The sequence below is a fragment of the Amycolatopsis sp. NPDC057786 genome, from assembly GCF_042797905.1.
Taxonomy (GTDB): Bacteria; Actinomycetota; Actinomycetes; order Mycobacteriales; family Pseudonocardiaceae; genus Amycolatopsis.
In genome coordinates this window covers 1-25,568 of sequence record NZ_JBHVKW010000027.1, presented here as the reverse complement: position 1 = coordinate 25,568, position 25,568 = coordinate 1, and the positions used below count along the sequence as shown (strand labels likewise).

Genomic DNA, 25,568 nt, shown 5'->3' with positions numbered 1-25,568 from the left:
GTGACGTCGTGGTGGCGCGTGCCGTACTGGGACGTCGACGAGGGTTCTTCGGCGACGTCATCCGTTCCGGTCATCGGTGAGCCGGTGCAGCCTGAGCGCGAGCTGGAGTTCCAGCGCGCGCTCGGGCGACTGCCACTGCTCGCCCAGCAGTGACGCGACGCGATCCAGCCGTTGCACGACCGTGTTGACGTGCACGTGGAGCAGATCCTTCGCTCGCGTCAAGTTGCCGCCACAGGCGAAATACGCGCGCAGGGTGCCGATCAGATCCGTGCCGCGGCGTTCGTCGTAGTCGAGCACGGGGCCGATCGTGGCGGTCACGTACGCACCGAGATCGGCGTGCTCGCCGAGAAGCAGACCGACGAACCCGAGGTCGGCCATGCTCGCGCCTTCTCCCGCGCGGCCCAGCGCCAGCAGCGACGCGACACATCGCACGGCTTCGGCGTGCGCCACGGCCAGCTCACGCGGTGACGCCGCAGGCCCCGCCGCGCCGACCGTGACCGCACAGTCCATTGTGGATGCCAGTTCGGCGGCGACGGACCTGGCTCGCGGCCCGGCGTCCGCACCGCGAGCCAGAAGGACCACTTCGTCGGCGTGGACACCGACGAGGTCCGCGTGCCGGGCGGCCGCGGTGGCCAGCCTTCGCCGGGAGACGTCGTCGGCATGCGCGACCAGCACCACATGCGGTGTCGACAAATCGACTCCCAAGCGGCGTCCGCGTGCCAGTAGCGCGGCGGGATTGCGGCCCGGCGCGGTGAGCAGGTCCGACAGCAGTTCCCCGCGCACTTCGTCCTCGGCGCGCGCGACGGAACGCCGCTGCATCAGCAGTACCGCGGTGACCACGCCCGCCCGCTCGAACAGCCTCCGGTCGGCCTCGCCGAGCGACGGCCCTCCACCTAGTACCAGACTGCCGAGGAATTCCTGTCCCGCCTGGACCGCGCACAGCCAACCGTCCTCAGTGGACACAGCGCGCCCGCTCGTCCTGGACACCGAAACCGCCGCGCGCGAAAGGCTCAGCTCGCCGTCGGTCCGGGCGAGGACGACGCCGTCGGCGTCATAGACGGCGATCGCGCCACCGAGCACGTCCGCGACCGCGGCGGCGACCTCGGCCAGGTCACCGCCGCGCAGCACGAGATCCATCAGCCGGTCGTGGGCGTCCTCGGCGCGGCGCATCGCGTCGTTGTGCGCGCTGATCGTCGCGTTGGCGGCGTTCAGTTCGGCGACCGCGCGGCGCGTCTCGTCGAGCAGATGCGCGTTGTCGAGCGCGATCGCCGCGTGGTCGGCCAGCGACGACAGCAGCGCGACCTCGTCGGGCGAGAACTCGCGGGTGGTCCGGTCGGAGGCGAATAGCACCCCGATGACCTTGCTGCCGATCGCCAGCGGCACCCCGAGGATCGCGGTCAGCCCCTCGTCGAGCACCCCGGTGTCGATCGAGGTGGTGTGGCGGAACCGCTTGTCGTTGAAGTAGTCCGCCGTCGCGTACGGCCGCGCGGTCTGCGCGACGAGCCCGCCGAGCCCCTCACCCATGCCCAGCACGATGTCCTGGAACAGCGCGGAAACCGAGCCGTCGGTCACGCGGACGTAGGTCTTGCCTTCGGTCTCGTCGTTGAGACTGAGGTACGAGACGTCCACGCCGAGCAGTGCCCGCGCCCGCCGCACGATCGACCGGAGGACGGCGTCCGGATCATCCAGCCGGGCGAGATCGCTGGCCGTGTCGAACAGCGCGGCCAGCTCCGCCTCGCGCCGCCTGTGCTCGGCGACGGTGTCCCGGATCCGCAGCGCCAGCTCGGTGGCCTTCGGGTCGACGGGGACGTGCGCCAGCTGCTCGCTGCCCGCCCCGGAGGCGAGCAGTTCGAGCAGCCGGCGCAACTGCGCGGAACCGTCCACAAGGGTCATGCTGACACGTGACTGCGCTCCGTGAGAACTTCCGAATGCAGCGACTCTCCCTTGGTCTCGCGGGCGGCGAGCAGGGCGATCACGGTCAGCACGCACATCGCGACCACGTAGAGCGAGACGGGGATCGTGCTGCCGAACTCCCTGAACAGCGCGACCGCGATGAGCGGCGCCACCGCACCGGCCGCGATCGACGACAGCTGCCCGCCGACCGAAAGGCCGGTGTAGCGCACCCGCGTCGGGAACTGCTCGGAGAAGAACGCGGCCTGCGGGCCGTACATCGCGCCGTGCAGCACCAGCCCGACGGTCGCCGCGAGAATGATGACCCCCGTGTTCTTCGTGTCGAGCATGGCGAAGAACGCGAAACTCCACGCCGCCATGCCGATCGCGCCGAACAGGTACACCGGTCGTCGGCCGATCCGGTCGGAAAGCATGCCCCACAAGGGAATGGTCAGGAAGTGCACGGCCGAACCGATGAGCACCGCGTTGAGCCCCGCCGATTTCGGCATGCTCAGGCCGGTGGTGACGTAGACGAGGATGAACGCGGTGATCACGTAGTACGAGACGTTTTCCGCCATCCGCGAGCCGATGGTGATCAGCACCGCGCGCCAGCTCTTGCGGAAGACCTCGACGACGGGAGCGTGCGTGGTCGCGTTGTTCTTCTGCGCCGCGAGGAACACCGGCGACTCACTGACCGCGAGCCGGATCCACAGCCCGATCACCACGAGGACACCCGAGAGCAGGAACGGGATCCGCCAGCCCCAGCTGAGGAAGGCCTCGTCGGATTGCGTGGCGGCTAGGACCGCGAGTACCGCCGTCGCGAGCAGGTTTCCGCCTGGCGCACCGCATTGCGGCCAGGACGCCCAGAATCCGCGCCGCTTGTCGTCGCCGTGTTCGGAGACGATCAGCACCGCGCCGCCCCATTCGCCGCCGAGCGCGAAACCCTGCACGAGCCGCAGCAGCGTCAGCAGGATCGGCGCCAGGACACCGACGGTGGCGTACGTCGGGAGGATGCCCATCGCGCAGGTGGAACCGCCCATCAGCAACAGGCTCAGCACCAGCAGCCTCTTGCGGCCGACGCGGTCACCGAAGTGGCCGAACACCAGTCCGCCGATCGGCCGCGCGAGGAAACCGACGGCGTAGGTCAGGAAGGCGAGCAGCGTGCTGGTCAGCGGATCGTTGGAGGGGAAGAACAATTTGCCGAACACCAGCGCCGCGGCGGAGGTGTAGAGGAAGAAGTCGTACCACTCGATCGTCGTTCCGATCAGGCTGGCGCTGACGACCTTCGCGATCGAGCCACGGTTCTGGGTGGTCACCGAGGGCGTCCTTTCTTGGGGGTTCACGCGGCGGTCCAGCCGCCGTCGAGGGGGAGCGAGGTACCGGTGACATGGGCGGCGTGCTCGCCGGACAGCCAGAGCACGCACGCGGCGACGTCGGCGGGTTCGATGAGCCGTTTGATCGCGGAACGGCGCAGGAGGACCTGTTCGATCACCGCGTCGCGTTCGAGTCCGTGTTCCTCGGCCTGCGCCTGGAGCTGGCCGGTGACCAGCGGTGTGCGGACGTAGCCGGGATTGACGCAGTTGCTGGTCACGCCGTGCTCCGCGCCTTCGAGCGCGGTGACCTTGGAGAGGCCTTCGAGCGCGTGCTTCGCGGTGACGTACGCGGATTTGAACGGGCTCGCCCGGAGGCCGTGGACGCTGGACATGTTGATCACACGCCCCCAGCCGCGGTCGTACATGTGCGGCAGCGCGCGGCGGATCAGCAGGAACGGCGCGGTGACCATGAGCGCCTGGATGCGGGTGAACGTCTCCGGCGGGAACTCGGGGATCGGCGCGATGTGCTGGAAACCGGCGTTGTTGACGAGGATGTCGACCTCGGCCGGGAGAGTCTCGACGGCTTGGGCGTCGGTGAGGTCGACGACGTGCGCGATGCCGTTGACGTCGGCCGCCGCCTTCTCGACGGCGTCGTCGATGTCGGCGAGGTGGACCTTGGCCCCAGCCTTGGCGAGCGCTTCGGCGCAGGCCAGGCCGATCCCGCTCGCCGCGCCCGTGACCAGCGCGGACTTACCGGCCAGATCGCTGTGATACGCACCACTCATGCCGGACGACGTTAGGTCGCCCGGCCCGCTTAGGCCATGTGATCACGCACTACACCTGGGCAAGATCCCGTGTGGGATCTCACCAGGGTCAGCCGGCGGCGTCGGAGATCGACTTCGCCTCGCGGGCACCCGCCTCGAAGGCTTCACACGAAAAGAGCAGCCAACTCCGGACGCCCTCCGGAGTCCCGGAGCTGAAGGCCGAAGCGGCTTCGAGGTACTTCGGCACCCGCCGGAAGTACGCGACCTCCGGCACCGTCAGTGCCTTCGGGTCCAGCCCGGTCGCCACCGCCGAAAGCCGCGCCGCCGCCCGCGCGACGACACCGTCCGCGGAGCCGAAAGGCTTGAGCGCCAACAGTTCCCCGTGCACGACGGCGGTCAGCACCGGCCCCGGCACCGACGTCGCGCCGGTGACGAGTTGCGCCAGCATCTCCAGCCGCGGCCCGACGTCACCGGCCGACCGCGGCCGCCCCAGCGCGTCGGGATCCGTCACCAGATCCGACGCGGCGAGAACGTGCAAGCGCGCCAACGCCTGCAACGGCGCGCGCCGCCACGTCGGCAGCTGGCCCTCCAGCGCTTCCGCGACCCGCAGCGCGCCCGCCAGCACCGGATCGGTCACTTCGCCGGATTCGGGCAGTTCGGGCGCGGCGCCTTCGATCCCCGCCGACGCCCGCGCCGACCGCACGGAGGCTTCTGCCGCCGTCGCCGCGCCGCCGCGCAGGTTGGCGGGCAGCCGGTGGACGGCGAACACCGCGTCCTGGGCCGATTTCGCGGCCGCGGCGACCCCTTCGAGGTCCAGCAGCGGCTTCAGCGGATCCGTCACGCGTCCAGCACCTGGCCCTCGCGGCGCACGACCGGCGCCTGCACCGACCACGGGAAGTTGATCCAGCGGTCCGTGTGCTTCCAGACGTACTCGCATTTGACCTCTGAGCGCGGCTTCTCGTAGACGACCGCGCAGCGCACCTCGGCGACGTGGTCGGCGCAGAAGTCGCGGACAAGCTTCAGCGTCGCACCCGTGTCCGCGACGTCGTCGGCGACGAGCACCTTCTTCTTCGTCAGGTCGACGACGTTCGGCACCGGCGGCAGCATCACCGGCAGGTCGAGACGCTGGTCGACGCCGGTGTAGAACTCGACGTTCATCACGTGCAGGTTCTTGACGTCGAGCGCGTAACCGAGCGCGCCGGCGACGAAGAGCCCGCCGCGCGCGATCGACAGGATGAGGTCCGGCTCGAAGCCGTCGTCGGCGACGGCCTGCGCCAGCTCCCTGCTGGCCGTCCCGAACAACTCCCAGGTGAGCTCTTCCCGCTCCTCGGCCATGCTGCCTCGCCTTCTCGATCGTTCCCGCGAGCATAGGCAACGCCGCAGTGGCCTTCTCGAATGCTTCGAAACTGGCTATCGAGTAAGGCCATTGCCGTCCGTAGCGTCGACGCCGTGACCGACTGGAACACCCACGCCACCCTGCGCGGCGAACGCGTCCACCTCGAACCGCTCACCCGCGACCACGCGAAGGGCCTGTTCGCGGCCGGCTCCGACCCGGCGATCTGGACCTGGCTCAGCCTCCGGCAGCCACAGGACCTCGCCGCGGCCGAAGCGATGGTCGACGACATCCTCGCCGACAAGGACCGCCGCGCCTGGGCGCAGATCGACGCGCGCACCGGCGAGGTCACGGGCACGACGTCGTTCTACGCGATGAGCGCGCGCCACAAGATCGTTTCCATCGGCCACACCTGGATCGGTTCCGAATGGCAGCGGACCGGACTCAACCGCGAGTCGAAACTCCTGTTGCTGCGCCACGCTTTCGACGACCTCGGAGCGAACCGCGTCTCGTGGGAGACCGACATCCGCAACCTCAAGTCACAGAAGGCGATCGAACGTCTCGGCGCGCAACGGGAAGGGGTGCTGCGCGCGCATCGCGTGCGGCCCGACGGAACCGTCCGCGACACCGTCGTCTACTCCCTCACCGGACCAGAATGGCCTGCGGTCCGTACCGCTTTGTCCTCAAGCGTGTGAATGCCGCGCGCAACCACGATGCAACCTTTTACTTCGCGTCGTAACGTCGATAGCGTGCCAACGGGCGTGAAGACACGCGAATCACAGGAGGCATCGCACCATGACCGAGCAGTCGCCGGCGCTGGACAATTTGCTCACGGAGAGCAGGACCTTCCCCCCGAGTGAGGCTTTCAGCGCGCAAGCGAATGCCACCGCCGACTTCTACGCCGAAGCCGACGCCGACCGGGAAGCGTTCTGGGCCAAGCAGGCCGAGCGCCTCCACTGGGAAACGAAGTGGTCGCAGGTACTGGACTGGACCAATGCGCCGGTGGCGAAGTGGTTCGTGGGCGGGAAGCTCAACGTCGCGTACAACTGCGTCGACCGCCACGTCGATTCCGGGCACGGCGACCAGGTCGCCATCCACTGGGTCGGCGAGCCCGGCGACAGCCGGGACATCACCTACGCGCAGCTGAAGGACGAGGTTTCCAAGGCCGCGAACGCCTTCGAGTCCCTCGGCCTCAAGGCGGGCGACCGGGTCGCCATCCAGATGCCGATGGTCCCCGAAGCGATCGTCGCGATGCTCGCGTGTGCCCGCATCGGCGCCTTGCACAGTGTCGTCTTCGGTGGTTTTTCCCCGACAGCACTGCGTTCCCGGGTGGACGACCAGGCGGCGCGGGTCGTCATCACCACCGACGGCCAGTACCGTCGCGGCAAGGCCGCCCCGATGAAGGCCAACGTCGACGAAGCGCTCGAAGGCGCCGAATCGGTCGAGAAGGTCATCGTCGTCCGCCGCACCGGGGAAGAGGTGCCGATCACCGAAGGCCGTGACCTCTGGTGGCACGACCTGGTCGACGGCCAGTCCGCGGAGCACGCGCCGCAGGCGTTCGACTCCGAGCACCCGCTCTTCATCCTCTACACCTCCGGTACCACCGGGAAGCCGAAGGGCATCCTGCACACCTCCGGCGGTTACCTGACCCAGGCGGCGTACACGCACCACAACGTCTTCGACCACAAGGCGGGCGAAGACGTCTACTGGTGCACCGCCGACATCGGCTGGATCACCGGGCACACGTACATCGTGTACGGGCCGCTGGCGAACCGGACGACGCAGGTCGTCTACGAAGGCACGCCGAACACCCCGCACGAGGGCCGTCACTGGGAGATCGTCCAGCAGCACAAGGTCTCCATCTACTACACCGCGCCCACGCTGATCCGCACGTTCATGAAGTGGGGCAACGAGATCCCGCAGAAGTACGACCTCTCGTCGCTGCGTGTGCTCGGCAGCGTCGGCGAGCCGATCAACCCCGAGGCGTGGATCTGGTACCGCGAGAACGTCGGCGCGAACTCGGCGCCGATCGTCGACACCTGGTGGCAGACCGAGACCGGCGCGATCATGATCTCGCCGCTGCCGGGGGTCACCGCCACGAAGCCGGGCTCCGCGCAGCGGGCGTTGCCGGGCATCTCGGCGAAGGTCGTCGACGACCAGGGCGTCGAGGTCGGCAAGGGCGGCGGCGGGTACCTGGTGCTCGACAAGCCGTGGCCGGGCATGCTGCGCGGCATCTGGGGCGACGAGCAGCGGTTCCGTGAGACCTACTGGTCCCGCTTCGCCGACCAGGGCTACTACTTCGCCGGTGACGGCGCGAAGTACGACGCCGACGGCGACGTCTGGCTGCTGGGCCGGGTCGACGACGTGATGAACGTGTCCGGGCACCGCATCTCGACCACCGAGGTCGAGTCCGCGCTGGTCTCGCACCCGACGGTCGCCGAGGCGGCCGTCGTCGGCGCGACCGACCCGACCACCGGGCAGGGCATCGTCGCGTTCGTCATCCTGCGCGGCAACGCCGTCGACGGTGGCGACGAGGCCGTGCAGGAGCTGCGCAACCACGTCGCGAAGGAGATCGGGCCGATCGCGAAGCCGCGGCAGATCCTGGTCGTGCAGGAGCTGCCGAAGACGCGGTCCGGCAAGATCATGCGCCGCCTGCTGCGCGACGTCGCCGAGAACCGCCAGGTCGGCGACGTGACCACGCTGGCCGACTCGTCGGTGATGGACCTGATCTCTTCGGGACTGAAGTCCGGCAAGTCCGAGGAGTAATCCCACCTCAAGCGCTATGAAAGGTCCTTTCCTTGCAAATTTTGCAAGGAAAGGACCTTTCATGGCGTTCGACACGCCTACCACACCCCGGTTCGCCCTACTCGAACGCCTGTTCTAGGATGTGCCGGGTACCACCCCATACCCGGGCAAGGAGACGACACCGACGATGACCGTGGATGCCTTGACACGCACTGACGCCGTGTCCGAAGAAGCGGCTACCGAAGCGCCCGTCGACTCGACGCCGCAGGCGGAGACGGCCGAAGCCCCGGCCGAGGCGAAGACCGAGACTCCGGAGGCCCCGGAGACCCCCGCCGACGAAAACACGGTGGAGTCCCCCAAGCCCAAGCGTGGCCGCCCGAAGGTCGCCACGACGGCGAAGAAGACGCGCACCGTCGAGCTGACCCTCACCGTCACCGGCACCGCGGACGGCGAGTGGCAGGCCGAGCTCAAGAACGGCGCCAAGTGGGTCGCGAAGGGCCTGGAGATCCCGGCCGCGGCCGTGTCCCGCGCCGCCAAGGAACTGCACGCCGACCTGTCCGGTCCGATCGACGAGGTCATCAACGCCGCCCGCGAGCTGCAGGCCGCGAAGGTCGCTCAGCTCGAAGCCGAGCTGGAGAAGGCGAAGCTGGCGCTGGCCGAGCTGGACGCGTAAGACTTTCCTCCTGACCGGGGCGGACGCTGGATATCAGTGTCCGCCCCGGTTTTTCATTCCGCGATCGGCGGCCGCGAAGGCAGCGGCGTCTTGAACTCGATCCACTGACTGTCCACAATGGCCTCGACACTGTGCGGGACACCGCGCGGGTGGACGAGCGTGCCACCGGCTTCGATGGCCACTTCCCGGCCGTCGAGCGTGCCGCGCAGCGAACCCGAAACCAGGTACACGATGCTGTCGTGATCGTGGCTGTGCACGGGAGAAGCGACGCCCGCCGGGTACGAGATCTCGTACGCCAGGCCACCTTCCGCCGTGGCGAGCGTGCGGAACCGGCCCTGCCCACCGATCAGCGGCAGACCCTCCACTGTGGACATCGGAGTCCAGGTCATCGCACGGGCTCCATGGCGGCGGCCTCCTCGCGGTCCGGGTCACGGGCGAGCGCGACACCGATGACGGTCACGACGGCGGTGGCGAGCAAGTAGACCCCGATCGCGACCCAGGTGTCGAAACCGGCCAGCAGCGCCGTGAACAGCAGCGGCGCGGGCGCTCCGCCGATCACGCCGGCGAGGGTGTACGCCAGCGAGCTGCCGGTGTAGCGCAGGCGCGGCGAGAACTGCTCGGTGACGAGCGCGGCCTGCGGCCCGTAGAGCGCCGCGTGGATGACGAGCGCGAGCACGATGCCGATCGCCAGCATGGCGAACGAACCGCCGCTGACCATCGGGAAGAACACGAACGGCCAGATCCCGGCGGCGATGGTCGCGACCAGGTACATCTTGCGCCGGGAGACGCGGTCCGAGAGCGCGCCGAACAGCGGCATCAGGATCAGCTGGAACGCCGAACCGATCATCACCGCGGCCAGCCCGGCGCCGCGCGAGAGGTCGGTGTGCGTGGTGACGTACGTGAGGACGAAGACGGTGAACAGCGCGTACAGCACGTCCGGGCAGACGCGGATCAGCACGGCCGCGACCAGCGCGCGGCGTTCGGTGCGGAAGACCTCCGAGATCGGCGCCGACGGACGTTCACCGCGCTCCTGGATCCGCTTGAAGACCGGGGTCTCCTCCAGCTTGAGCCGGATCCACAGGCCGAACCCGACCAGCGCGCCGGAAAGCAGGAACGCGATCCGCCAGCCCCAGCTGTTGAACTGGTCCTCGGTGAGCAGCCCGGCCAGCACGGCGAGGACACCGTTGGCGAGCAGGTTGCCCGCGGGCGGGCCGATCTGCGCGGCGGACGCCCAGAAACCGCGTTTGTTCGGATCGCCGAACTCGCTCGACAACAGGACGGCGCCACCCCATTCGCCACCGATGCCGACACCCTGCGCGAACCGCAGCGCCACGAGCAGCACCGCCGCGAAGCCGCCGATGTTCTCGTAGGTGGGCAGGACACCGATGAGGAACGTCGCCACTCCGGTGAGCACGAGCGTCATGACCAGGATGCGCTTGCGGCCGAGCACGTCGCCGAGGCGGCCGAACAGGAACCCGCCGAGCGGCCGGGCGAGGTAGCCGACGGCGTAGGTGGAGAACGCCGCCATCGTGCTCGCGAGCTGGTCTTCCGACGGGAAGAAGAGATTTCCGAAGATCGTCGCGGCCGCCACCGAGTAGGCCGCGAAGTCGTACCACTCGAGCGCTGTTCCCGAGAGGCTGGCCGCGAAGGCCTTGTGCAACGAACGCCGGTCACCGGCTGGTGAGGTCATGTCCACATCCGTCCGTAGGAGATCCGCAACCCCGCCGGGAGGGGTTGAATTGCGGATATACTCCTTGTATACAAGCTGTATGCGCAACCCCCAATCTCGGAGGACAGATGCCTGAGCTGCGTTTCACCCTTCCCGACGGCCAGGAGCGGCGGACCGAGGTCCGCACGCTGCTGAACGCCGGATACGCCGGTCGCAGCCAGGAGGACGTCGCCGCCCACGTGGCCGAACTGGCCGAACTCGGCGTCCCCGCGCCTTCGGTGATCCCGGCCCTCTACCCCGTCGCGCCGTACCTGGCGAGCCAGACCGACGAGGTCCCGGTGCAGCACGAGCGGACCTCCGGCGAGGCCGAATGGGCCATCGTCATCACCGGCCCCGCGCCCGAGGACGTCCTCCTGACCGCCGCCTGCGACCACACCGACCGCGCGCTCGAAGCGCACGGCGTCGCGTGGAGCAAGAACGCCGGCCCCGACGTCCTCGCCGCCAAGGCGTGGCGGCTCGTGGACGTCCAGGACCGGCTCGACGACCTCACGCTCTCCGCCTGGGCCGGGGAAACCCTGATCCAGCAAGGAAAGCTCGCCGAACTGCTGCCGCCGTCGTACTGGCTGGACGTCCTGCGCGAGCGTGACCTCTACGCCACGGGCACCGTGCTGATCTCGGGAACCATCCCGATGGTGCACGGCGTCGACCAGTTCGCCGACTCCTGGCGTGTGGAACTGGGCGACCCGGCGACCGGCGAGACGATCGAACTCGCCTACACCGTGCGACGGCTGCCCGAACCGATCGGCTGAAGCAGCTCGCCGAGGAAGGCCCGGTACTCGTCCTTCATCGGCAGCTCGCGCTCCACGCGGACGCGGCGGCGGGTCGCGGAGACCTCGACCTCGCGCACCGGATCGAATCCGGTGCGCTCGTAGGATTCCCAGTACAGCCCGACGCCGCGCCGTTGCCAGGCGGGAACTTCGGTGAAATTGACGCCGTGCGCGAAGAGCAGCTCGTTCTTCTCGGAGACGCCGGCGCCGTCGAGAACGGCTCCGGCCTCGCTCGCCGATTTCCCCGCCTTGCGGAGAATCCAGTAGCACCAGCCGTTGAGCGCGCACCGGGCCGCGTCCGCCTGGCGCCAGGAGAAGTAGTCGACGACGTCGTCCGCCGTCGTGCCGAGCCAAACGCGGCCGTCGAAGTGCGCGGGCACTCCGGCCGCGTGAGTGAACGCGGCCGAGGCGACCCCGGCGGAGATCGACACGAGCTTCTCGACACCCCGGCCGAAGAGGTCGGCGGAAGGGGCGAGCACGAGCGAGATCTCGTCGCTTTCCGTGTACACGTAAGGCGAAGCGAACTCCGACAGTAAAGCGCCCGCCGCCTCGGCCATACAGTCGGCGAACCGGGGATCGAACGGCTTCTCGAACCGCGCTTCGGTGAACTTCGAGAAACCCCGGCCGTCGACGCGGAGCACCGTCCACGCTCCAGGTGGCACGGTCAGCCCGTGGAACCACTCGCGTTCCCGTTGCCGTGCCTCGAAATCACCGGCGTCCATGGTTCACCCCCGCTCGACGACGAAACCGCCTTCGCCGTCGAAACCGACGGTGTACAGCTCGTCGAAACCGTCTTCGGCGCTCGGGCGCCTGAGGCGTTTCAGCGTCGCATACAGACCGACGTCGGGCACCCGGGTTTTCCCCTTCCGGCGCGCGTTGCGCTCTTGGGAGCCTTCGAGATCCGGTGGGAACCAGTACCCGAGGACCCGAGCGCCGTACCGTCTGGCGACTTCGATCAGCGGCGCCCATTCCTCCGGCGAGGGGTTGGTGTTGTCCACGACCACCGAACGGCCCTCCTCGAGCGCTTCGGCCAGCATCCGCAGCTGCCGGACCTGCGGCCGCCGGGCGTTGGGGAAGGTGTCCTTGCTGACGTGGACGTGTGTCGCCGCGAACTCCCGTCGGAAGAACGTCGACTTCCCGGCTGCCTGGAGCCCGATCAGGATGACCATCTCTGCCACGCCCACAACGTAGCCGACGGGTTAGGTAAGGCAATATTCAATAAGGATTGCCTCTATTCACCGAAACGGTCTTCGCTCGCCGGATACCGTTCTTTGTGTTTCACTGAAAAGGTGACCGATACCGTATCGACTTCACATCCTCACGAACCGCACGAGGACCTTGGCGGCAGGCTGAACTGGTTGCGCGCCGGGGTTCTCGGCGCGAACGACGGGATCGTCTCGGTGGCGGGCATCGTGGTCGGCGTCGCGGGCGCGACCACCGACTCCACCGCGATCGCCACCGCGGGAATCGCGGGTCTGGTCGCGGGCGCGCTTTCCATGGCGGGCGGCGAATACGTCTCCGTGAGCACGCAGCGCGACACCGAACGCGCCCAGCTTCGGCTGGAAAAGCGCGAACTGAAAGAGATGCCGGAGGCCGAAGAACGGGAACTCGCGGAAATCTACGAAGAGAAGGGGCTTTCCCCGGAACTCGCCGCCGAGGTCGCCCGCGAACTGACCGAAAAGGACGCGCTGCAGGCGCACGCCGAGGCCGAACTCGGCATCGATCCGGACAATCTGACCAGTCCTTGGCAAGCGGCGTGGGCGTCGCTGGTGGCGTTCACCGTCGGTGCGCTCCTGCCGCTGCTGGCGATCGTGTGGACGCCGACCTCGGCGCGGGTCTGGGCGTGCGCGTCGGCGGTTGTGATCGGGCTGGCGTTGACCGGGTTCATCAGCGCGAAACTCGGCGACGCCCGAGTCGGCCGCGCGATCGCGCGGAACGTCGGTGTCGGCGCGCTGACGATGCTGGTGACCTACTACGTCGGCGTGCTGTTCGGGACGAGCGTGGCGTAGGCGGTGTTTCTCGTGATTGAAGGCGTAACTCACGTGATCAGAGACGTAACTCGTGAGTTACGCCTCCAAACACGCGAGTTACGCCTTCGATCACGCGAGTTACGAGTAGCGAAAGGGCCCTTCACCGCTTCCTATGCGGTGAAGGGCCCTTTCAGCACGTTCGAGGATCGCTCGTCAGTGCGGCATGAAGCGCGTCAGTGAACGCCCTTCATCAGCTTGCGGATCATCGGCGTCGCCACCAGGAGCGCCACACCGACCACGATGGCCACCCCGCCGACGATGCTGAAGTACGGCGCTTCGTCGTCCACCGTGTAGAACTCGGCGAGCTTTCCGGACATCGCCGTGCCGAGCGAGATGGACAGGAAGTTCAGCGCCACCATCTGCGTCCGGAACGCCTCCGGCGCGAGTTTGGTCGACAGCGAGAGCCCGACCGGCGAAAGCATCAGTTCCGCCATGGTGAACACGAACAGGATGCCTGCCAGCGCGAGCAGCGGGCTCGCGTTCTTGCCGCTGCCGACCATCGGGAGGAACAACAGGAACGCCACGCCCATGGTGACCGTGCCGAGCACGAACTTGATCGGCGACGACGGCTGCCGCGAGCCGAGTTTCGTCCAGACCGCCGCGACCACCGGCGCGAACAGGATGATGAACACCGGGTTGATCGAGTTGACCCACGCCACCGGCATCTCCCAGCCGAAGATCGTCCGGTCGAGACGTTCGTCGGTGTAGGCCGCGACCACGGTGAACTGCTGCTGGTACAGCGAGAAGAACGCGGCGCTCGCGATGAACATCGGGATGAACGAGTACACCCGGCTGCGTTCGTCGGAGGTGATCTTCTTGCTGCTGATGATGACCACGAAGTAGACCACCGAGATGACCGCGACGGCCCAGACGACGACGTCGACCAGGTTCGCCGGGGTGATCACGCCGAAGACCACGAGCAGCACGATCGCGGCGACACCCACCGCGGTGCCGCCGAAGACCAGCGGCCGCTGCGACGCGGGCAGCGGGTTGGGGACCTCGCTCGCCTTCTCGCCGAGGTTCTTGCGGCCGATCGTGTACTGGATCAGGCCGAGCGCCATCCCGAACGCGGCGAGCCCGAAGCCGACGTGGAAACCGATCTCGCTCTGCGCGAGCCCGGTCAGCAGCGGGCCGACGAAGCCACCGACGTTCACGCCCATGTAGAAGATCGTGAAACCGCCGTCACGCCGCTCGTCGCCCGGCGCGTACAGCGTCCCGACGATGGCGGTGGCGTTGGACTTCAGCCCGCCACTGCCGACGGCCACGCAGACGAGGCCGACGCCGATGCCCGCCAGACCGGGCAGCACGGCGAGGCTGATGTGGCCGATCATGATCAGGATCGCGCTGTAGAACAGCGTGCGTTCCGAGCCGAGCACCCGGTCCGCGACCCAGGCGCCGATCACCGCCGACAGGTAGACCATGCCGCCGTACGCGCCGACGATGCCGAGCGCGGAGGCCTTCGGCAGCGCCAGGCCACCCTGGCTGACTTCGTAGTAGAGGTAGATCGGGAGGATGCCGAGCATCCCGTAGAACGAGAAACGCTCCCACATCTCGACACCGAAGAGGTTCGCGAGCCCTCGTGGGTGCCCGAAAAACCTCGTGTCCCGCTGGACCTCGGTAGAGGTACTCACCATGCCGTCCTTAGTGAAGACATCGTTGTCGGTTTCCGGTTGACATGCTAGAAGCCCACTATGTGGACGGGACACCGACGTCCGCATGATCTCTGTGGCAGCTGTCATGAACGCGAGATCTCCGCAGCTTGAGACGTTAAAATGTCGTCAAGGTGCGCCGGGAAGTCTGGTCGGCAACAGTATTCGTCGTTGCCGAAACCCGGAGGATGCCGTGAGCACCGGCCCGACCCGTCCCGCGAAAGCCGTCGCCGAATTCGCCCGCTACCTGCGCACGGAGACGACCGGCGGGATGATCCTGCTCGGGGCCACCGCGATCGCCCTCATTTGGGCCAATTCGCCCATCGACGACGTTTACCGCGCGATTCGCGATTTCCGGCTCGGCCCCGAATTCCTCCACCTGAATCTGACGATCGGCGACTGGGCGAAGGACGGCCTGCTCGCGCTGTTCTTTTTCGTCGCGGGGCTCGAACTCAAACGCGAACTCGTGGTCGGTGAACTTTCGCGGTTCAAGCAGGCGATCCTGCCGGTGGTCGCCGCGATCGGCGGCATGATCGTCCCGGCGCTGGTCGCGCTGGCCGTCGGCTGGGGGGCGCCGGGCATCGAACGCGCGTGGGCCGTCCCGGTCGCCACGGACATCGCGTTCGCGCTGGGTGTCCTCGCGCTGACCGCGTCGAACCTCCCGAACAGCGCCCGCGTCTTCCTGCTCTCGCTCGCGGTGGTCGACGACCTCGGCGCGATCCTCCTCATCGCGATCCTGTTCACCGCGAAGTTCGACCTCGTCGCCGCGGGCGTCGCGGTCGCCGCCCTCGCGCTGTACGCCTACCTGCAGCACCGCCGTGTCCGCAGCGCCTGGATCTACGTGCCGCTGGCGTTGATCACCTGGGTCGCGGTGCACTCGGCCGGCGTCCACGCCACCATCGCCGGCGTCGCGCTCGGCCTGCTCACCCGCGTCCGCGCCGACGACGGCGAGGAGCACGCGCCCGCGATCCGGCTCGAACACCGGCTGCAGCCGTGGTCGGCCGCGGTCGCGGTTCCGTTGTTCGCCCTGTTCGCGGCCGGGATCAAGGTGGACGGCGAGTCGCTCGGCGAGGTGTTCACCACGGCGTTGCCGCTGGCCATCCTGGTCGGCCTGGTCGGCGGGAAGCTGCTCGGGATCTTCGGCGCCAGCCTGCTCGCGGTGAAGTTCAAACTCGCGGAGAAACCCAGGGGCATGGGCTGGCGGGACATCGGCGCGTTGTCGATGCTCGGCGGCGTCGGGTTCACCGTGAGCCTGCTGATCGCCGACCTCGCGCTCGACGGGGAGGCCGTCGAACTGGCGAAGGCGGCGGTGCTGATCGCCTCGGCCATCGCCTCGCTTTCGGCCGCCGCGATGCTGCTGCACCGCAGCCGGGTGCACGCGCGCGAAGACTGAGACCGCGACACTCGCCGGTCCGTCGCGCCCGTGATCGGGGCACGTGGCACGATGGCCGGTGTGAGCAGCCCCAAGCACGAACGTACCGGCCCCGACGGCGTGGGGGCCGTGCCCTACCTCCCCCTGTCGAGCGATGACGACGTGGTAGCGAGCGAGCAGTCCCTCGGGAAACTCGTCGGCGATGCCACACAGCACGTCTCGACGCTGATCCGCGCCGAGGTCGAGCTGGCCAAATCCGAGGTCGTCGCGGAGGCGAAGAAGGGCCTCAAAGGCGCCATCTTCTTCCTCGTCGCGCTGGTCATCGGGCTGTACAGCTCGTTCTTCTTCTTTTTCTTCCTCGGTGAACTGCTGTCCGAGTGGCTGATGCGCTGGGCGGCGTTCGCGATCGTGTTCGGGCTGATGCTCGTCGCGACGGCGGCCGCGGGCTTCCTCGGCTACCGCAAGGTGAAGAAGATCAAGGCGCCGGAGCGCACGATCAACAGCTTCAAGGACACCGCCGCCGCGTTCAAGCCGCGTCACGGCGCCGAAGACCAAGACTGAGTCTTCGAGCGGTGCAGGCGACACCGGACCCGTCGATCGTCCGGATCGACGGTCCGTGGACCCATCGTGACGTCTCGGCGAACGGCATCCGGCTGCACGTCGCCGAACTCGGCGACGGGCCGGTGGTCCTGCTGCTGCACGGGTTCGCCGAGTTCTGGTGGGCCTGGCATCACCAGCTGACGGCGCTCGCCGACGCCGGTTTCCGCGCGGTCGCGGTCGATCTGCGCGGCTACGGCGACTCGGACAAACCCCCGCGCGGCTACGACGCCTGGACGCTCGCCGGCGACGTCGGCGGGCTGATCAAGTCGCTCGGCGCGCGCAAGGCCCATCTCGTCGGGCATGCCTGGGGCGGCATGCTCGCGTGGACGGTCGGCGCGCTGCACCCGCGGCTGGTGTCGTCGGTCAGCGTGCTGGGCGGCGCGCATCCGCTGGCGTTGCGCGGGGCCGTCCGTCGGCCTGGACAGCTGCGTGCTTCGGGACATCTGTTCCGCTTCCAGTTGCCGATGGCGCCGGAAAAATGGCTGGTCAAGGATGACGCGCTCGCCGTCGAAGAGCTCTTCCGCGCCTGGTCCGGTCCACAATGGACGGACACTGCCGACTTCACCGAGACCGTGCGGACGTTCCGGCAGGCGATGCTCGTGCAGGGGGTGCCGCACAGCGCGCTCGAGTACTACCGATGGGCGTTCCGCGCACAGTTCCGCGGCGAAGGACGTCGATTCAGCGAAGCGCTGCAAGGTCGCTTCGCTCCTCGCGTGCTGCAACTGCACGGCGAGGAGGATCGGTGCGTCCTGCCCGACACCGCGGCGGCGTCACGTCGCTGGGCACCGGACGCCCGTCTCGAGCGCTGGCCCGGCATCGGGCACTTCCCGCATCTGGAGGCCCCGGAGCGCACGTCGGCCGCGCTACTGGACTTCTTCCGTATCTTGGAAGCATGACCGAACGCAAACCGACGGGCGTGTCGTTCGAGTCCTGGGTGGACCGGCAGATCAGCGCCGCGGAGGCGAAGGGCGAGTTCGACGACCTGCCCGGCGCGGGGAAGCCGCTGCCGAAGACCGACGGCGAGGACACCGCGCTGGCGTGGGTGGTGAACAAGGTGCGCGCCGAAGGGCACGACGTTTCGGCGCTGCTGCCGCCGTCACTGGCGATCGCGAAGGAACTCGATGACCTGCCGGACACACTGGCTCGTGTACGTCGTGAAGCACGGGTGCGGGAGATCGTCGAAGACCTGAACGAACGGATCCGCGCGGAGCACCGGCGTCCGGCGGGCGGTCCGGTGCTGCGGGCACGGCCGCTGGACGAGGTCTTGGCCTCCTGGCGCGAAGCGCGCTAGTTCGCGCAGGGCCCCGTCGACGTGTTCGCGCTCAGTGCCGGGGCCGTCTCCACCACCGGCCGCACCTGCTCCGACGTCAGCGTGAAGCCGGTCTCCGGATCCTCGACGGCCGCACCGAAGACGACCCCGATGACCTCGCCTTCGGGGTTGATCATCGGCCCGCCCGAGTTACCGCTGCGCACCTGCCCGCGCACGGTGAACACGTCCCGCTGCACGGTGTTCGCCTCGTAGATGTCCGGTCCGCGCAGGTTGATCCGGCCGCGCACTCTGGCGGGCGTCGCGGTGTACGGGCCGTCGAGCGGGTAGCCGAGCACGATCGCGTTGTCGCCCGCGCGCGCGACCCGCGGCGTGAACGGGAGTACCGGCGCCTGAAGCCTCGGCACCGCGAGCACGGCCACGTCGGCCTCGGGATCGAAGTAGACGACCCTGGCCGGGAACTTGCCCGACGTCGATTCGATGGCGACCTCGTCGGTCCCCGCGACGACGTGCGCGTTCGTCATCACGCGCTGCGGCGCGACGACGAATCCGCTGCCCTCCAGCGCCCGCGAGCACGAAGTCGCGTTGCCGCGGATCTTCACGACACTGCGGTGCACCTGTTTGACGATCGCGCTCGCCTGCAGCGCGGTGTCCGGCGGGCCGGTGTCCTCGACGTTCGGCTTCTGGAACGGGTCCACAATGGACGGGAAGCCGGACGCGTCCAGCAGTTTGCGCAGTTCGCTCGGGAAGCCCTGCGCCGCCTCGGGCATGACGTTGTTCACTTCGCCGAGCACGACCGAGCTGTTGATCGACTTCGCCAGCCCCGGCACTCCCGAGACGGCCGTGAGCGGCGTCGCGATCAGCCACGCGACCACGAACACCACGGCGGCCTGCACCACCGCGCCGAGCGTCTTGTCGACCCCGGAAAGCTTGTCCGGGTTGATCTTCTGCCGCAGTTTCCGGCCGGCCCAGACCCCGAGGGTCTCGCCTAGCGCGACCAGGAACACCACGGTGGCCACCGCGAAGGCGACCTTCGCCGCCGGATGCTGGAAGAGCTCGACGATCAGCGGCGCGATCTTGATCCCGGCGAGCGCGCCGAGCACGACCCCGACCAGCGAGGGAAGGGCGATGATCACCCCCTGGAACGCGCCGGACACGCCCGCCAGCAGCGCGAGGAGGATCACCAGTACGTCGACCCAGTTCACCGGCGCCTACTCCTTCTCCGGCACTTGCCGCCCGTCGACCCGCGCCTGATGTTCGGCCAACGCTACGTCAAGCTCCCGGACGTCGCCGTGGTCCCAGTCCCGTTCCCAGCCGCCGAGCGACAACGTCATCGCCAGCAGGCCGCCCGTGAACCCCCAGACGAACATCCCGCCGACCTCGAACGCGGGCCCCTTCCAGTCGTAGCCCGCGCGTTTGACCTGGAACCGGTTCGCCGGGTCGGTGAGCTCGGCGATCGGCACCCTGGCCACCGCCGCGGTCTCGCCGGGATCGACGGCGTGCACCGGCGACGGTGTCCGCCAGTAGGCGAGCACGGGCGTCACGGCGAAACTCGACACCGGCACGAACAGTTCAGGGAAGACCGCCACCGGCAGCACGCCAGCGGGTTCGACGCCGGTCTCCTCCTCCGCCTCGCGCAACGCGGTGCCGACCGGCCCACCGTCATCCGGCTCGGCGCCCCCGCCGGGGAAGCTGACCTGGCCCGCGTGCGAGCCGAGCGTGTCGGCGCGGCGCTGGAGCAGGACGTCGGGCCCCTGCGGACCCTCGCCGAAGAGCATCAGGACGGACGCGGACCGGTAGGTCGCGTCCCGCGGCACACTGAACCGGCTGAACGCGTCCGCGCCGACCTCGCCGCTGATCTTGACCAGCGGCTGCAACCAGGCGGGCACGTCCTCAGGGTCCACGAGGGGGCCGGTCATGGTGTCCCTTCCACAGCGGCGCGCACCTGGTCAGTGTTCAGGAAGACGCGTGGGTTCTCGATGAGCCGGACGTCGCCACCCGCCGTGACCAGGTACGTCGCGGGGAGGGAGGAAGGGACCTTTAGTGCCGCCCGCACCGGCCCCGACTGCCCGTCACCGTCGAACACGGACGGCAACCGGACGCCCAGTTCCGCCAGCATCGCCAGCCCGTCGGCGCCGGAGCTCGCGACCTGGACGAGGAGCACTCGCGCGGCACCGGGCTGCGCGGCGTACTCCTGGAGCAACGGCAGTTCGGCCCGGCAAGGCTCGCACCACGACGCCCACAGGTTGACCAGCACCGGTCCACCCGAGAGCACCTTGGCGAGGTCGACCCGGGAGCCGTCGCCGAGGCATTCGACGTCGACCCCGCGCAGCTTCGCGACTTCGCCCGGACCAGGCGGCGGGCAGGGAGCGAGCGCGGCCTTCGCCCGCGCGGCCGTGAGATCCCCCGACGTCTTGGCGGGCGCATGGCCGTCACGCGTCGTGAGCAGCGCGACGATCAGGGCCACCACCAGCACGGCGGCACCGAGGGCCAGTTTGGTGACCCTGGTCACCGGCGGGCCACCAGTTCCAGGATGTGCTCGCGCTCTTCGCCCTTGACCAGCTTCGCGGCCTCTTCGAACTCCGTCGGGCCGATTCCGTACGAGGGGCACATCTTCGCCAGCGGGCAGGCGCCACAGGCGGGTTTACGGGCATGGCACACGCGACGGCCGTGGAAGATCGTCCGGTGCGAGAGGAGCGTCCACTCCTTGCGCGGGATCAGCTCGCCGACGGCGTGCTCGACCTTGACCGGGTCCTCCTCCCCGGTCCAGCCCCAGCGGCGGACGAGACGGCCGAAGTGGGTGTCGACGGTGATCCCGGGAACGCCGAAGGCGTCGCCGAGCACGACGTTGGCCGTCTTGCGGCCGACACCCGGCAGTGTGACGAGGTCCTTCAGCTTGCCGGGCACTTCGCCGTCGTAGCGCTCCACCAGCGCCGCGCCGAGGCCCATCAGCGAGTTCGCCTTGGCACGGAAGAATCCCGTCGGCCGGAGGTACTCCTCGAGTTCGGCGCGGTCGGCGCCGGCGTAATCGGCGGCCGTCCGGTAGCGGGCGAAGAGCGCGGGCGTGACCTGGTTCACGCGGACATCGGTGGTCTGCGCCGAAAGGACGACAGCGACCAGCAATTCGAGCGGTGTGGTGAAGTCAAGCTCACAGTGCGCGTCCGGGAACTCGTCGTCGAGGCAACGCTTCATCCGCCTGGCGCGTCTCACCAGTGCGAGCCGGCTTTCACCCTTGCCCTCCGCACGGGGGGCATTGGTGGGGGCAGGAGGCACCCCGATAGCCTACGGGCGCCATCGGACGAGCCAGTGGGAGCACCCGCCGGTCGACGGCCGACACGCCAGAGCACCACCTCGGCGCTTCGATCGAGGACGCCATGAGCGAGGATCTGGAGTAATGCACAACTTTTCCGAATTTCCCGGGCAGGGCTCATGACCGTCTGGTTCGTCATCCTGGTGCCACTGGTGATCATGTTCTTCGCGCTGTTCATGGAACGCGTGGAGACCAGGCTCAAGCACGTCGCGGTGCAGGAGAACGAGGTCGAGGAGTTTCTCGAGCAGGCTCAGCCCAACGAGGTCAGGGCCCTCTACGGGCACGGCATCGGGCGCGCGCTCGAGCTTTTCCGGCTGCGCAGGCTCGGCGGGAAGGCGGCCAGGCTTCGCGCGCGACGCGTGCGGAGTTAGGCTCCACGTTCGAGCGAGATCGTTCCCGGCCGCGCGCACGTTCGGCGCGCCGACGAGCGATCTCGCGCGCACGACCTAGACTGACGCGAAAAGTGATCGACGACACGGCCCTCGGCAGAATGAGGATCGACGTCGTATCTCGATGAGGAGGCACCCGAGGTGGACGAAACCCTGGCCCGAGCGGGCATTTTCCAGGGTGTTGAGCCGGCAGCCGCCGAGGCGCTGGCACAGACCTTGGAATCCGTGGAGTTCCCTCGCGGGCATGTCATCTTCAACGAGGGTGAACCCGGCGACAAGCTTTACATCATCCAGTCCGGCAAGGTGAAGATCGGCCGCAAGTCACCCGACGGCCGCGAGAACCTGCTGGGCATCTTCGGCCCGTCCGACATGTTCGGCGAGCTGTCCATTTTCGACCCCGGCCCGCGGACGTCCAGCGCGACCACCGTGACCGAGGTCCGCGCGGTGACGATGGACCGCCCGGCGCTGCGGCAGTGGATCTCCACCCGCCCGGAGATCGCCGAGCAGTTACTGCGGGTGGTCGCCCGCCGGCTGCGGCGGACCAACAACATGGTCGCCGAGCTGATCTTCACCGACGTCCCCGGCCGCGTGGCGCGCGCGCTGCTGCAGCTGGCGCAGCGTTTCGGCAGCCAGGAGGCAGGTCTGCTGCGGGTCACCCACGACCTGACGCAGGAAGAGATCGCCCAGTACGTCGGCGCTTCGCGCGAGACCGTCAACAAGGCTCTCGCCGACTTCGCGCATCGCGGCTGGCTGCGGCTCGAAGGCAAGAGCGTGCTGATCCTGGACCCGGAGCGCCTGGCCCGCCGCGCCCGTTGATTTCAAGTACGTGAAGGCCCCCTTCACTGCGCTAGACGCAATGAAGGGGGCCTTCACGTACTAGTGCTCGACACAACGAAGAGCCGGGCGCCACCCCCGACGTGGCGCACCGGCTCTTCGCTGTGCGCGGACCATCCCCCGACGATCCGCGCTCCCCGCCCTCCGGAACAAGGCCCCGACCCGTACGCCGGAGGGAGCTGGAGACTGTGTGATTGTCGTCTAACCATCCACGGCCATCGGCCGTGAACTCAAGCTCTTTCACTCTCAAGGACGCCAAACGCGTCGATTTGTTGCCCCGAATGACCCAGAATGAGCCGACTGTTACCCGATCGTGACGAACTGGGGCGTCTCGACACCCGTAGTACCCGAAAGCGGTGGTGACCAAACTTACCGCCGCTGATCTGGTACTCGCGTACCAAAGTGTTCATACTGGTACGCGTGTCCCAGTCTGTGCCCGCTTCCGCCGAGAGCCACCGCACCTCCCTCGCCGACTACCGAGCCGCGCTGACCGCGCCCGGATCCCGCGGGGCGGTGATCGCGTCCCTGCTCGCCCGCCTGCCGATCGCGATGATCGGCATCTCCGCGCTGCTCTACGTCCAGCGCGAGACGGGCTCCTTCGCCGCGGCCGGGCTGGTGTCGGCCGGGTCGCTGGTCGGCGTCTCCGTGGGCGCGGTCGTGCAGGGACGGCTCATCGACCGCTTCGGGCCGACGAGGCCGCTGTTGACCACCACGGTGCTGTTCGCGCTGGCGATGACCGCGCTGGTGTTCGCGATCGAGGCGCACGCGCCGACCCTCGCGCTGGTCCCGCTCGCCTTCGGCACCGGGATCACGGAACCGATGGTCGGTTCGGCCTCGCGGGCGCTGTGGACACGCCTGCTGCCGGCCGGGCCGACGCGGAACGCCGCGTTCTCCTACGAGGCGATCAGCATGGAGGTCTTCTTCATCCTCGGTCCCGGGTTCGCGGGGCTGCTGATCGCCGCGCCGTGGGCGGGCACCGGCATCGTGACCGGCTCGCTGACCATGATCGCGGGCGCGGTGCTGTTCGCGCTGAGCCCGACCGTGCGCGCGTGGGGGCCGTCGCCGTCGACGGGCGGCAAACTGCTCGGCGCGCTGGCCAGCCCGGGGATGCGCACACTCGCGGTCGCCGCGCTGGGCTTCGGCGCTGTGATCGGGTTCGTCGAGGTCGCCGTCCCGGCGGCCGCCACCGAGGCGGGGAACACCTCCATCGGCGGCCTGCTGCTCTCGGCCTGGTCGGTCAGCTCGGTCGCGTTCGGGGTCGCGTACAGCCTGCGCCCGTGGCCGCGTCAGATGGGCCTGCGGCTGCCGGTGCTGCTGGCCGGATTCGGCGCGCTGGTGGCGCTGCTCGCGCTGCCCGGCTCGCTCTGGGGTCTCGCGCTCGCCATGCTCGCCGCGGGCGCGCTCATCACGCCGCAGTCGACGACGCACTCGGCGGCCATCGAGATCGCCGCGCCGAAGGGCACGGCGGCCGAGGCGTTCGGCTGGGTGCTCACCGCGGTGACCCTCGGCCTCGCGTTCGGGCAGTCGATCAGCGGCTACCTCGTCGAGCACGCCGGGCACGAAGCGGCGTTCCTCGCCGCCGGTGGTGTCGGGTTCGCGCTCGCCGCGGTCGTGTGGCTGCTGCGCGGCACCTTCCGCCCGCGGCCGGCCGGACCCGTCGCCGAAGCCCCCGAACTTGTCGGTGCCGCCCGCTAGCTTGCGGGCATGGACCTGACTGCCGCCACCCGCTCCCTCTCGTCCGCCGTTTCCGCCGCCGCCCGGCTGCTCACGGCCCGCTCCGGCCTGCTCCTGCGCGCCGGGAAGGACGGCCTGACCGTCGGCGGCAGCGACAGTGAACGGGCGGTCCGCCTGACCAGTGACGCCATGGTCCACACCGACGGCGAGGTCCTCGTCCCGGCGGGGCCGCTCGCGGAAACGCTGCGGATGCTCGAAGACGACCTGGTGCGCCTGGTCGTCGAGGGTTCGCGGCTGGCAGTGCGGGTGGAGGGTGGTCGTTACGCGCTTCCGCTGCTGAGCCGCGAATTGGAACTGCCGGACATGCCGCCGAAGGTGTCCGAAGTGGACGGTCACGCGCTGGTGACCGCGTTGCGCACGGTCGCGGGCACGGCGGCGAAGGACGACGCGCTGCCCATGTTCACCGGTGTCCGAGTGCAGAGCTTCAGCCGCGAGCTGCGGCTGACGGCCTCCGACCGGTACCGGATGGCCGTGGCCACCCTGCCGCTGCGGTCCGAAGGCGAACCGATCGACGCGCTCGTCCCCGCAGGCCTGCTCGCGGAGACGGCGAAGCAGGCACGCGGCGTCGTCGGCCTGCACGGCGACAAGACCCGCTTCGGGCTGAGCTGGGCCGGAGTCACCGTCACCACCGCCGTACTCGACGCGGGATTCCTGTCGGAGAAGCTGATCGAGTCGTCCACTGTGGACACCACGGTCGAGGTCGCCGCCGACGCGCTGGCCGCCGCCGTGCGCCGGGTGGGCGTCTACGCGGACGATCGGCGGGTGCTGACGCTGGAGGTCGGCGACGCGCACCTCCGGCTGGCCAGTTCGAAACAGGACACCGGGGAGGCCGAGGAGACCTTGAAGGCCGAGGTTTCGGGCGGCCGGACATCGCCTTCGTTCCAGGCGCGCTACCTGCTGGACGCGCTGCAGGGTTTCGCCGGGGAACGGGTGCGGCTCGAAATCCAGCCCGGGATGCGGGCCTGCGTCATCCGTGCGGTGGAGCCGGGAGATGTGGAGCTGACGTACTACGTGATGCCGATGCTGTCGCGCTGACACTGTCCACAAGGGACCCCTGTCGTGGCGCGTGTCGCGAAAGCCACTTTCGCGACGTTGAAGGTTGCGAAAGTGGCTTTCGCAACACGGTAGAGGTGAGCGCGAGGTATGCCGAGAAGGACGACCGCCTCCCC

Annotated in this window: 27 protein-coding genes; 13 read left to right on the top strand and 14 right to left on the bottom strand. The window is 68.9% G+C overall.

The features are described from left to right. Nucleotides 1–57 precede the first annotated feature (57 nt). From ACFVM3_RS16915 to ACFVM3_RS16895, 5 genes are all read right to left on the bottom strand, one after another. The gene (locus ACFVM3_RS16915) at nucleotides 58–1,893 is read right to left on the bottom strand and encodes a helix-turn-helix domain-containing protein (RefSeq protein ID WP_378439646.1); all 1,836 of its coding nucleotides are present in this window, start codon (nucleotides 1,891–1,893) and stop codon (nucleotides 58–60) included. Continuing rightward, nucleotides 1,890–3,206: an MFS transporter gene (locus tag ACFVM3_RS16910; protein WP_378439644.1), complete on the bottom strand. Its 1,317-nt coding sequence runs from the start codon at nucleotides 3,204–3,206 to the stop codon at nucleotides 1,890–1,892. Before ACFVM3_RS16910 ends, ACFVM3_RS16915 begins: the two co-directional genes overlap by 4 nt. 23 nt (nucleotides 3,207–3,229) lie before the next feature. After that, nucleotides 3,230–3,988, bottom strand: coding sequence for a 3-hydroxybutyrate dehydrogenase (locus ACFVM3_RS16905; protein ID WP_378439642.1), 759 nt, complete (start codon nucleotides 3,986–3,988; stop codon nucleotides 3,230–3,232). 88 nt (nucleotides 3,989–4,076) lie between these two features. Continuing rightward, nucleotides 4,077–4,808 carry an oxidoreductase gene (locus ACFVM3_RS16900; RefSeq protein ID WP_378439640.1) on the bottom strand — a complete coding sequence of 244 codons (732 nt, stop codon included), beginning with the start codon at nucleotides 4,806–4,808 and terminating at the stop codon, nucleotides 4,077–4,079. Continuing rightward, nucleotides 4,805–5,302: a phosphoribosyltransferase gene (locus tag ACFVM3_RS16895; protein ID WP_005166906.1), complete on the bottom strand. Its 498-nt coding sequence runs from the start codon at nucleotides 5,300–5,302 to the stop codon at nucleotides 4,805–4,807. The genes ACFVM3_RS16900 and ACFVM3_RS16895 overlap by 4 nt, the downstream gene beginning before the upstream one ends. Nucleotides 5,303–5,416: 114 nt before the next feature. Between ACFVM3_RS16895 and ACFVM3_RS16890 the strand changes: the two genes are divergently transcribed. The 3 genes from ACFVM3_RS16890 to ACFVM3_RS16880 all read left to right on the top strand — a co-directional run bounded on the left by ACFVM3_RS16890 (nucleotide 5,417) and on the right by ACFVM3_RS16880 (nucleotide 8,718). Continuing rightward, on the top strand, nucleotides 5,417–5,995 hold the full coding sequence (locus ACFVM3_RS16890) for a GNAT family N-acetyltransferase (protein WP_378439639.1): 579 nt from the start codon (nucleotides 5,417–5,419) through the stop codon (nucleotides 5,993–5,995). A 100-nt stretch (nucleotides 5,996–6,095) separates the two neighbouring features. Beyond that, nucleotides 6,096–8,066, top strand: a complete 1,971-nt coding sequence (gene acs / locus ACFVM3_RS16885) for an acetate--CoA ligase (protein ID WP_378439637.1) — start codon at nucleotides 6,096–6,098, stop codon at nucleotides 8,064–8,066. 166 nt (nucleotides 8,067–8,232) lie between these two features. Then, complete coding sequence (locus tag ACFVM3_RS16880; protein WP_378439636.1) at nucleotides 8,233–8,718, top strand: DUF6319 family protein; 486 nt, start codon at nucleotides 8,233–8,235, stop codon at nucleotides 8,716–8,718. Nucleotides 8,719–8,771: 53 nt separating this feature from the next. Here ACFVM3_RS16880 and ACFVM3_RS16875 read toward each other — a convergent pair whose 3' ends face one another. Continuing rightward, entirely contained in the window at nucleotides 8,772–9,107 is a 336-nt protein-coding gene (locus ACFVM3_RS16875) for a cupin domain-containing protein (RefSeq protein WP_378439634.1), read from the bottom strand. Beyond that, the gene (locus ACFVM3_RS16870; RefSeq protein ID WP_378439632.1) at nucleotides 9,104–10,408 is read right to left on the bottom strand and encodes an MFS transporter; all 1,305 of its coding nucleotides are present in this window, start codon (nucleotides 10,406–10,408) and stop codon (nucleotides 9,104–9,106) included. Before ACFVM3_RS16870 ends, ACFVM3_RS16875 begins: the two co-directional genes overlap by 4 nt. Nucleotides 10,409–10,515: 107 nt before the next feature. Between ACFVM3_RS16870 and ACFVM3_RS16865 the strand changes: the two genes are divergently transcribed. After that, nucleotides 10,516–11,196 (top strand): DUF2848 domain-containing protein, encoded by a 681-nt coding sequence (locus tag ACFVM3_RS16865; protein ID WP_378439630.1) that lies wholly within the window; start codon nucleotides 10,516–10,518, stop codon nucleotides 11,194–11,196. On the opposite strand, the gene ACFVM3_RS16860 is transcribed toward ACFVM3_RS16865, so the two are convergent. Both ACFVM3_RS16860 and ACFVM3_RS16855 read right to left on the bottom strand, forming a co-directional pair. After that, nucleotides 11,160–11,936, bottom strand: a complete 777-nt coding sequence (locus ACFVM3_RS16860; protein ID WP_378439628.1) for a tRNA(His) guanylyltransferase Thg1 family protein — start codon at nucleotides 11,934–11,936, stop codon at nucleotides 11,160–11,162. The two genes, ACFVM3_RS16865 and ACFVM3_RS16860, sit on opposite strands and share 37 nt — an antisense overlap. Nucleotides 11,937–11,939: 3 nt before the next feature. Then, complete coding sequence (locus tag ACFVM3_RS16855; protein WP_378439725.1) at nucleotides 11,940–12,383, bottom strand: AAA family ATPase; 444 nt, start codon at nucleotides 12,381–12,383, stop codon at nucleotides 11,940–11,942. 120 nt (nucleotides 12,384–12,503) lie between these two features. Here ACFVM3_RS16855 and ACFVM3_RS16850 point away from each other — a divergent pair, with 120 nt between their 5' ends. Further along, the gene (locus ACFVM3_RS16850; RefSeq protein WP_378439626.1) at nucleotides 12,504–13,223 is read left to right on the top strand and encodes a VIT family protein; all 720 of its coding nucleotides are present in this window, start codon (nucleotides 12,504–12,506) and stop codon (nucleotides 13,221–13,223) included. A 194-nt stretch (nucleotides 13,224–13,417) separates the two neighbouring features. Here ACFVM3_RS16850 and ACFVM3_RS16845 read toward each other — a convergent pair whose 3' ends face one another. Next, the gene (locus tag ACFVM3_RS16845; protein ID WP_378439624.1) at nucleotides 13,418–14,878 is read right to left on the bottom strand and encodes a peptide MFS transporter; all 1,461 of its coding nucleotides are present in this window, start codon (nucleotides 14,876–14,878) and stop codon (nucleotides 13,418–13,420) included. 208 nt (nucleotides 14,879–15,086) lie between these two features. Here ACFVM3_RS16845 and nhaA point away from each other — a divergent pair, with 208 nt between their 5' ends. Genes nhaA through ACFVM3_RS16825 form a run of 4 tightly spaced genes read left to right on the top strand, consistent with a single transcriptional unit; the run spans nucleotide 15,087 to nucleotide 18,156 of the window. Then, on the top strand, nucleotides 15,087–16,286 hold the full coding sequence (gene nhaA, locus ACFVM3_RS16840; RefSeq protein ID WP_378439622.1) for a Na+/H+ antiporter NhaA: 1,200 nt from the start codon (nucleotides 15,087–15,089) through the stop codon (nucleotides 16,284–16,286). 51 nt (nucleotides 16,287–16,337) lie between these two features. Further along, nucleotides 16,338–16,826: a phage holin family protein gene (locus ACFVM3_RS16835; RefSeq protein WP_378439620.1), complete on the top strand. Its 489-nt coding sequence runs from the start codon at nucleotides 16,338–16,340 to the stop codon at nucleotides 16,824–16,826. An 11-nt stretch (nucleotides 16,827–16,837) separates the two neighbouring features. Then, nucleotides 16,838–17,761 (top strand): alpha/beta fold hydrolase, encoded by a 924-nt coding sequence (locus ACFVM3_RS16830; protein ID WP_378439618.1) that lies wholly within the window; start codon nucleotides 16,838–16,840, stop codon nucleotides 17,759–17,761. Further along, on the top strand, nucleotides 17,758–18,156 hold the full coding sequence (locus ACFVM3_RS16825; protein ID WP_378439616.1) for a DUF1992 domain-containing protein: 399 nt from the start codon (nucleotides 17,758–17,760) through the stop codon (nucleotides 18,154–18,156). The genes ACFVM3_RS16830 and ACFVM3_RS16825 overlap by 4 nt, the downstream gene beginning before the upstream one ends. Here the strand turns inward: ACFVM3_RS16825 and ACFVM3_RS16820 are convergent. From ACFVM3_RS16820 to nth, 4 genes are read right to left on the bottom strand one after another with little or no spacing between them, the layout of a single operon-like run. After that, nucleotides 18,153–19,337 carry a MarP family serine protease gene (locus ACFVM3_RS16820; protein ID WP_378439614.1) on the bottom strand — a complete coding sequence of 395 codons (1,185 nt, stop codon included), beginning with the start codon at nucleotides 19,335–19,337 and terminating at the stop codon, nucleotides 18,153–18,155. The genes ACFVM3_RS16825 and ACFVM3_RS16820 overlap by 4 nt on opposite strands. A 6-nt stretch (nucleotides 19,338–19,343) precedes the next feature. Further along, nucleotides 19,344–20,051 (bottom strand): NUDIX hydrolase, encoded by a 708-nt coding sequence (locus ACFVM3_RS16815; protein WP_378439612.1) that lies wholly within the window; start codon nucleotides 20,049–20,051, stop codon nucleotides 19,344–19,346. After that, the gene (locus ACFVM3_RS16810; RefSeq protein ID WP_378439610.1) at nucleotides 20,048–20,644 is read right to left on the bottom strand and encodes a TlpA family protein disulfide reductase; all 597 of its coding nucleotides are present in this window, start codon (nucleotides 20,642–20,644) and stop codon (nucleotides 20,048–20,050) included. The genes ACFVM3_RS16815 and ACFVM3_RS16810 overlap by 4 nt, the downstream gene beginning before the upstream one ends. Further along, nucleotides 20,641–21,324, bottom strand: a complete 684-nt coding sequence (gene nth, locus ACFVM3_RS16805) for an endonuclease III (RefSeq protein WP_378439723.1) — start codon at nucleotides 21,322–21,324, stop codon at nucleotides 20,641–20,643. The genes ACFVM3_RS16810 and nth overlap by 4 nt, the downstream gene beginning before the upstream one ends. 237 nt (nucleotides 21,325–21,561) lie before the next feature. Here nth and ACFVM3_RS16800 point away from each other — a divergent pair, with 237 nt between their 5' ends. The 4 genes from ACFVM3_RS16800 to dnaN all read left to right on the top strand — a co-directional run bounded on the left by ACFVM3_RS16800 (nucleotide 21,562) and on the right by dnaN (nucleotide 25,434). Then, on the top strand, nucleotides 21,562–21,813 hold the full coding sequence (locus ACFVM3_RS16800; protein ID WP_005166943.1) for a hypothetical protein: 252 nt from the start codon (nucleotides 21,562–21,564) through the stop codon (nucleotides 21,811–21,813). Between the two features lie 159 nt (nucleotides 21,814–21,972). After that, the gene (locus ACFVM3_RS16795) at nucleotides 21,973–22,647 is read left to right on the top strand and encodes a Crp/Fnr family transcriptional regulator (RefSeq protein ID WP_003081747.1); all 675 of its coding nucleotides are present in this window, start codon (nucleotides 21,973–21,975) and stop codon (nucleotides 22,645–22,647) included. A gap of 438 nt (nucleotides 22,648–23,085) precedes the next feature. Further along, the gene (locus tag ACFVM3_RS16790) at nucleotides 23,086–24,360 is read left to right on the top strand and encodes an MFS transporter (RefSeq protein ID WP_378439608.1); all 1,275 of its coding nucleotides are present in this window, start codon (nucleotides 23,086–23,088) and stop codon (nucleotides 24,358–24,360) included. Between the two features lie 9 nt (nucleotides 24,361–24,369). Then, on the top strand, nucleotides 24,370–25,434 hold the full coding sequence (gene dnaN / locus ACFVM3_RS16785; protein ID WP_378439607.1) for a DNA polymerase III subunit beta: 1,065 nt from the start codon (nucleotides 24,370–24,372) through the stop codon (nucleotides 25,432–25,434). Nucleotides 25,435–25,568: the final 134 nt, after the last annotated feature.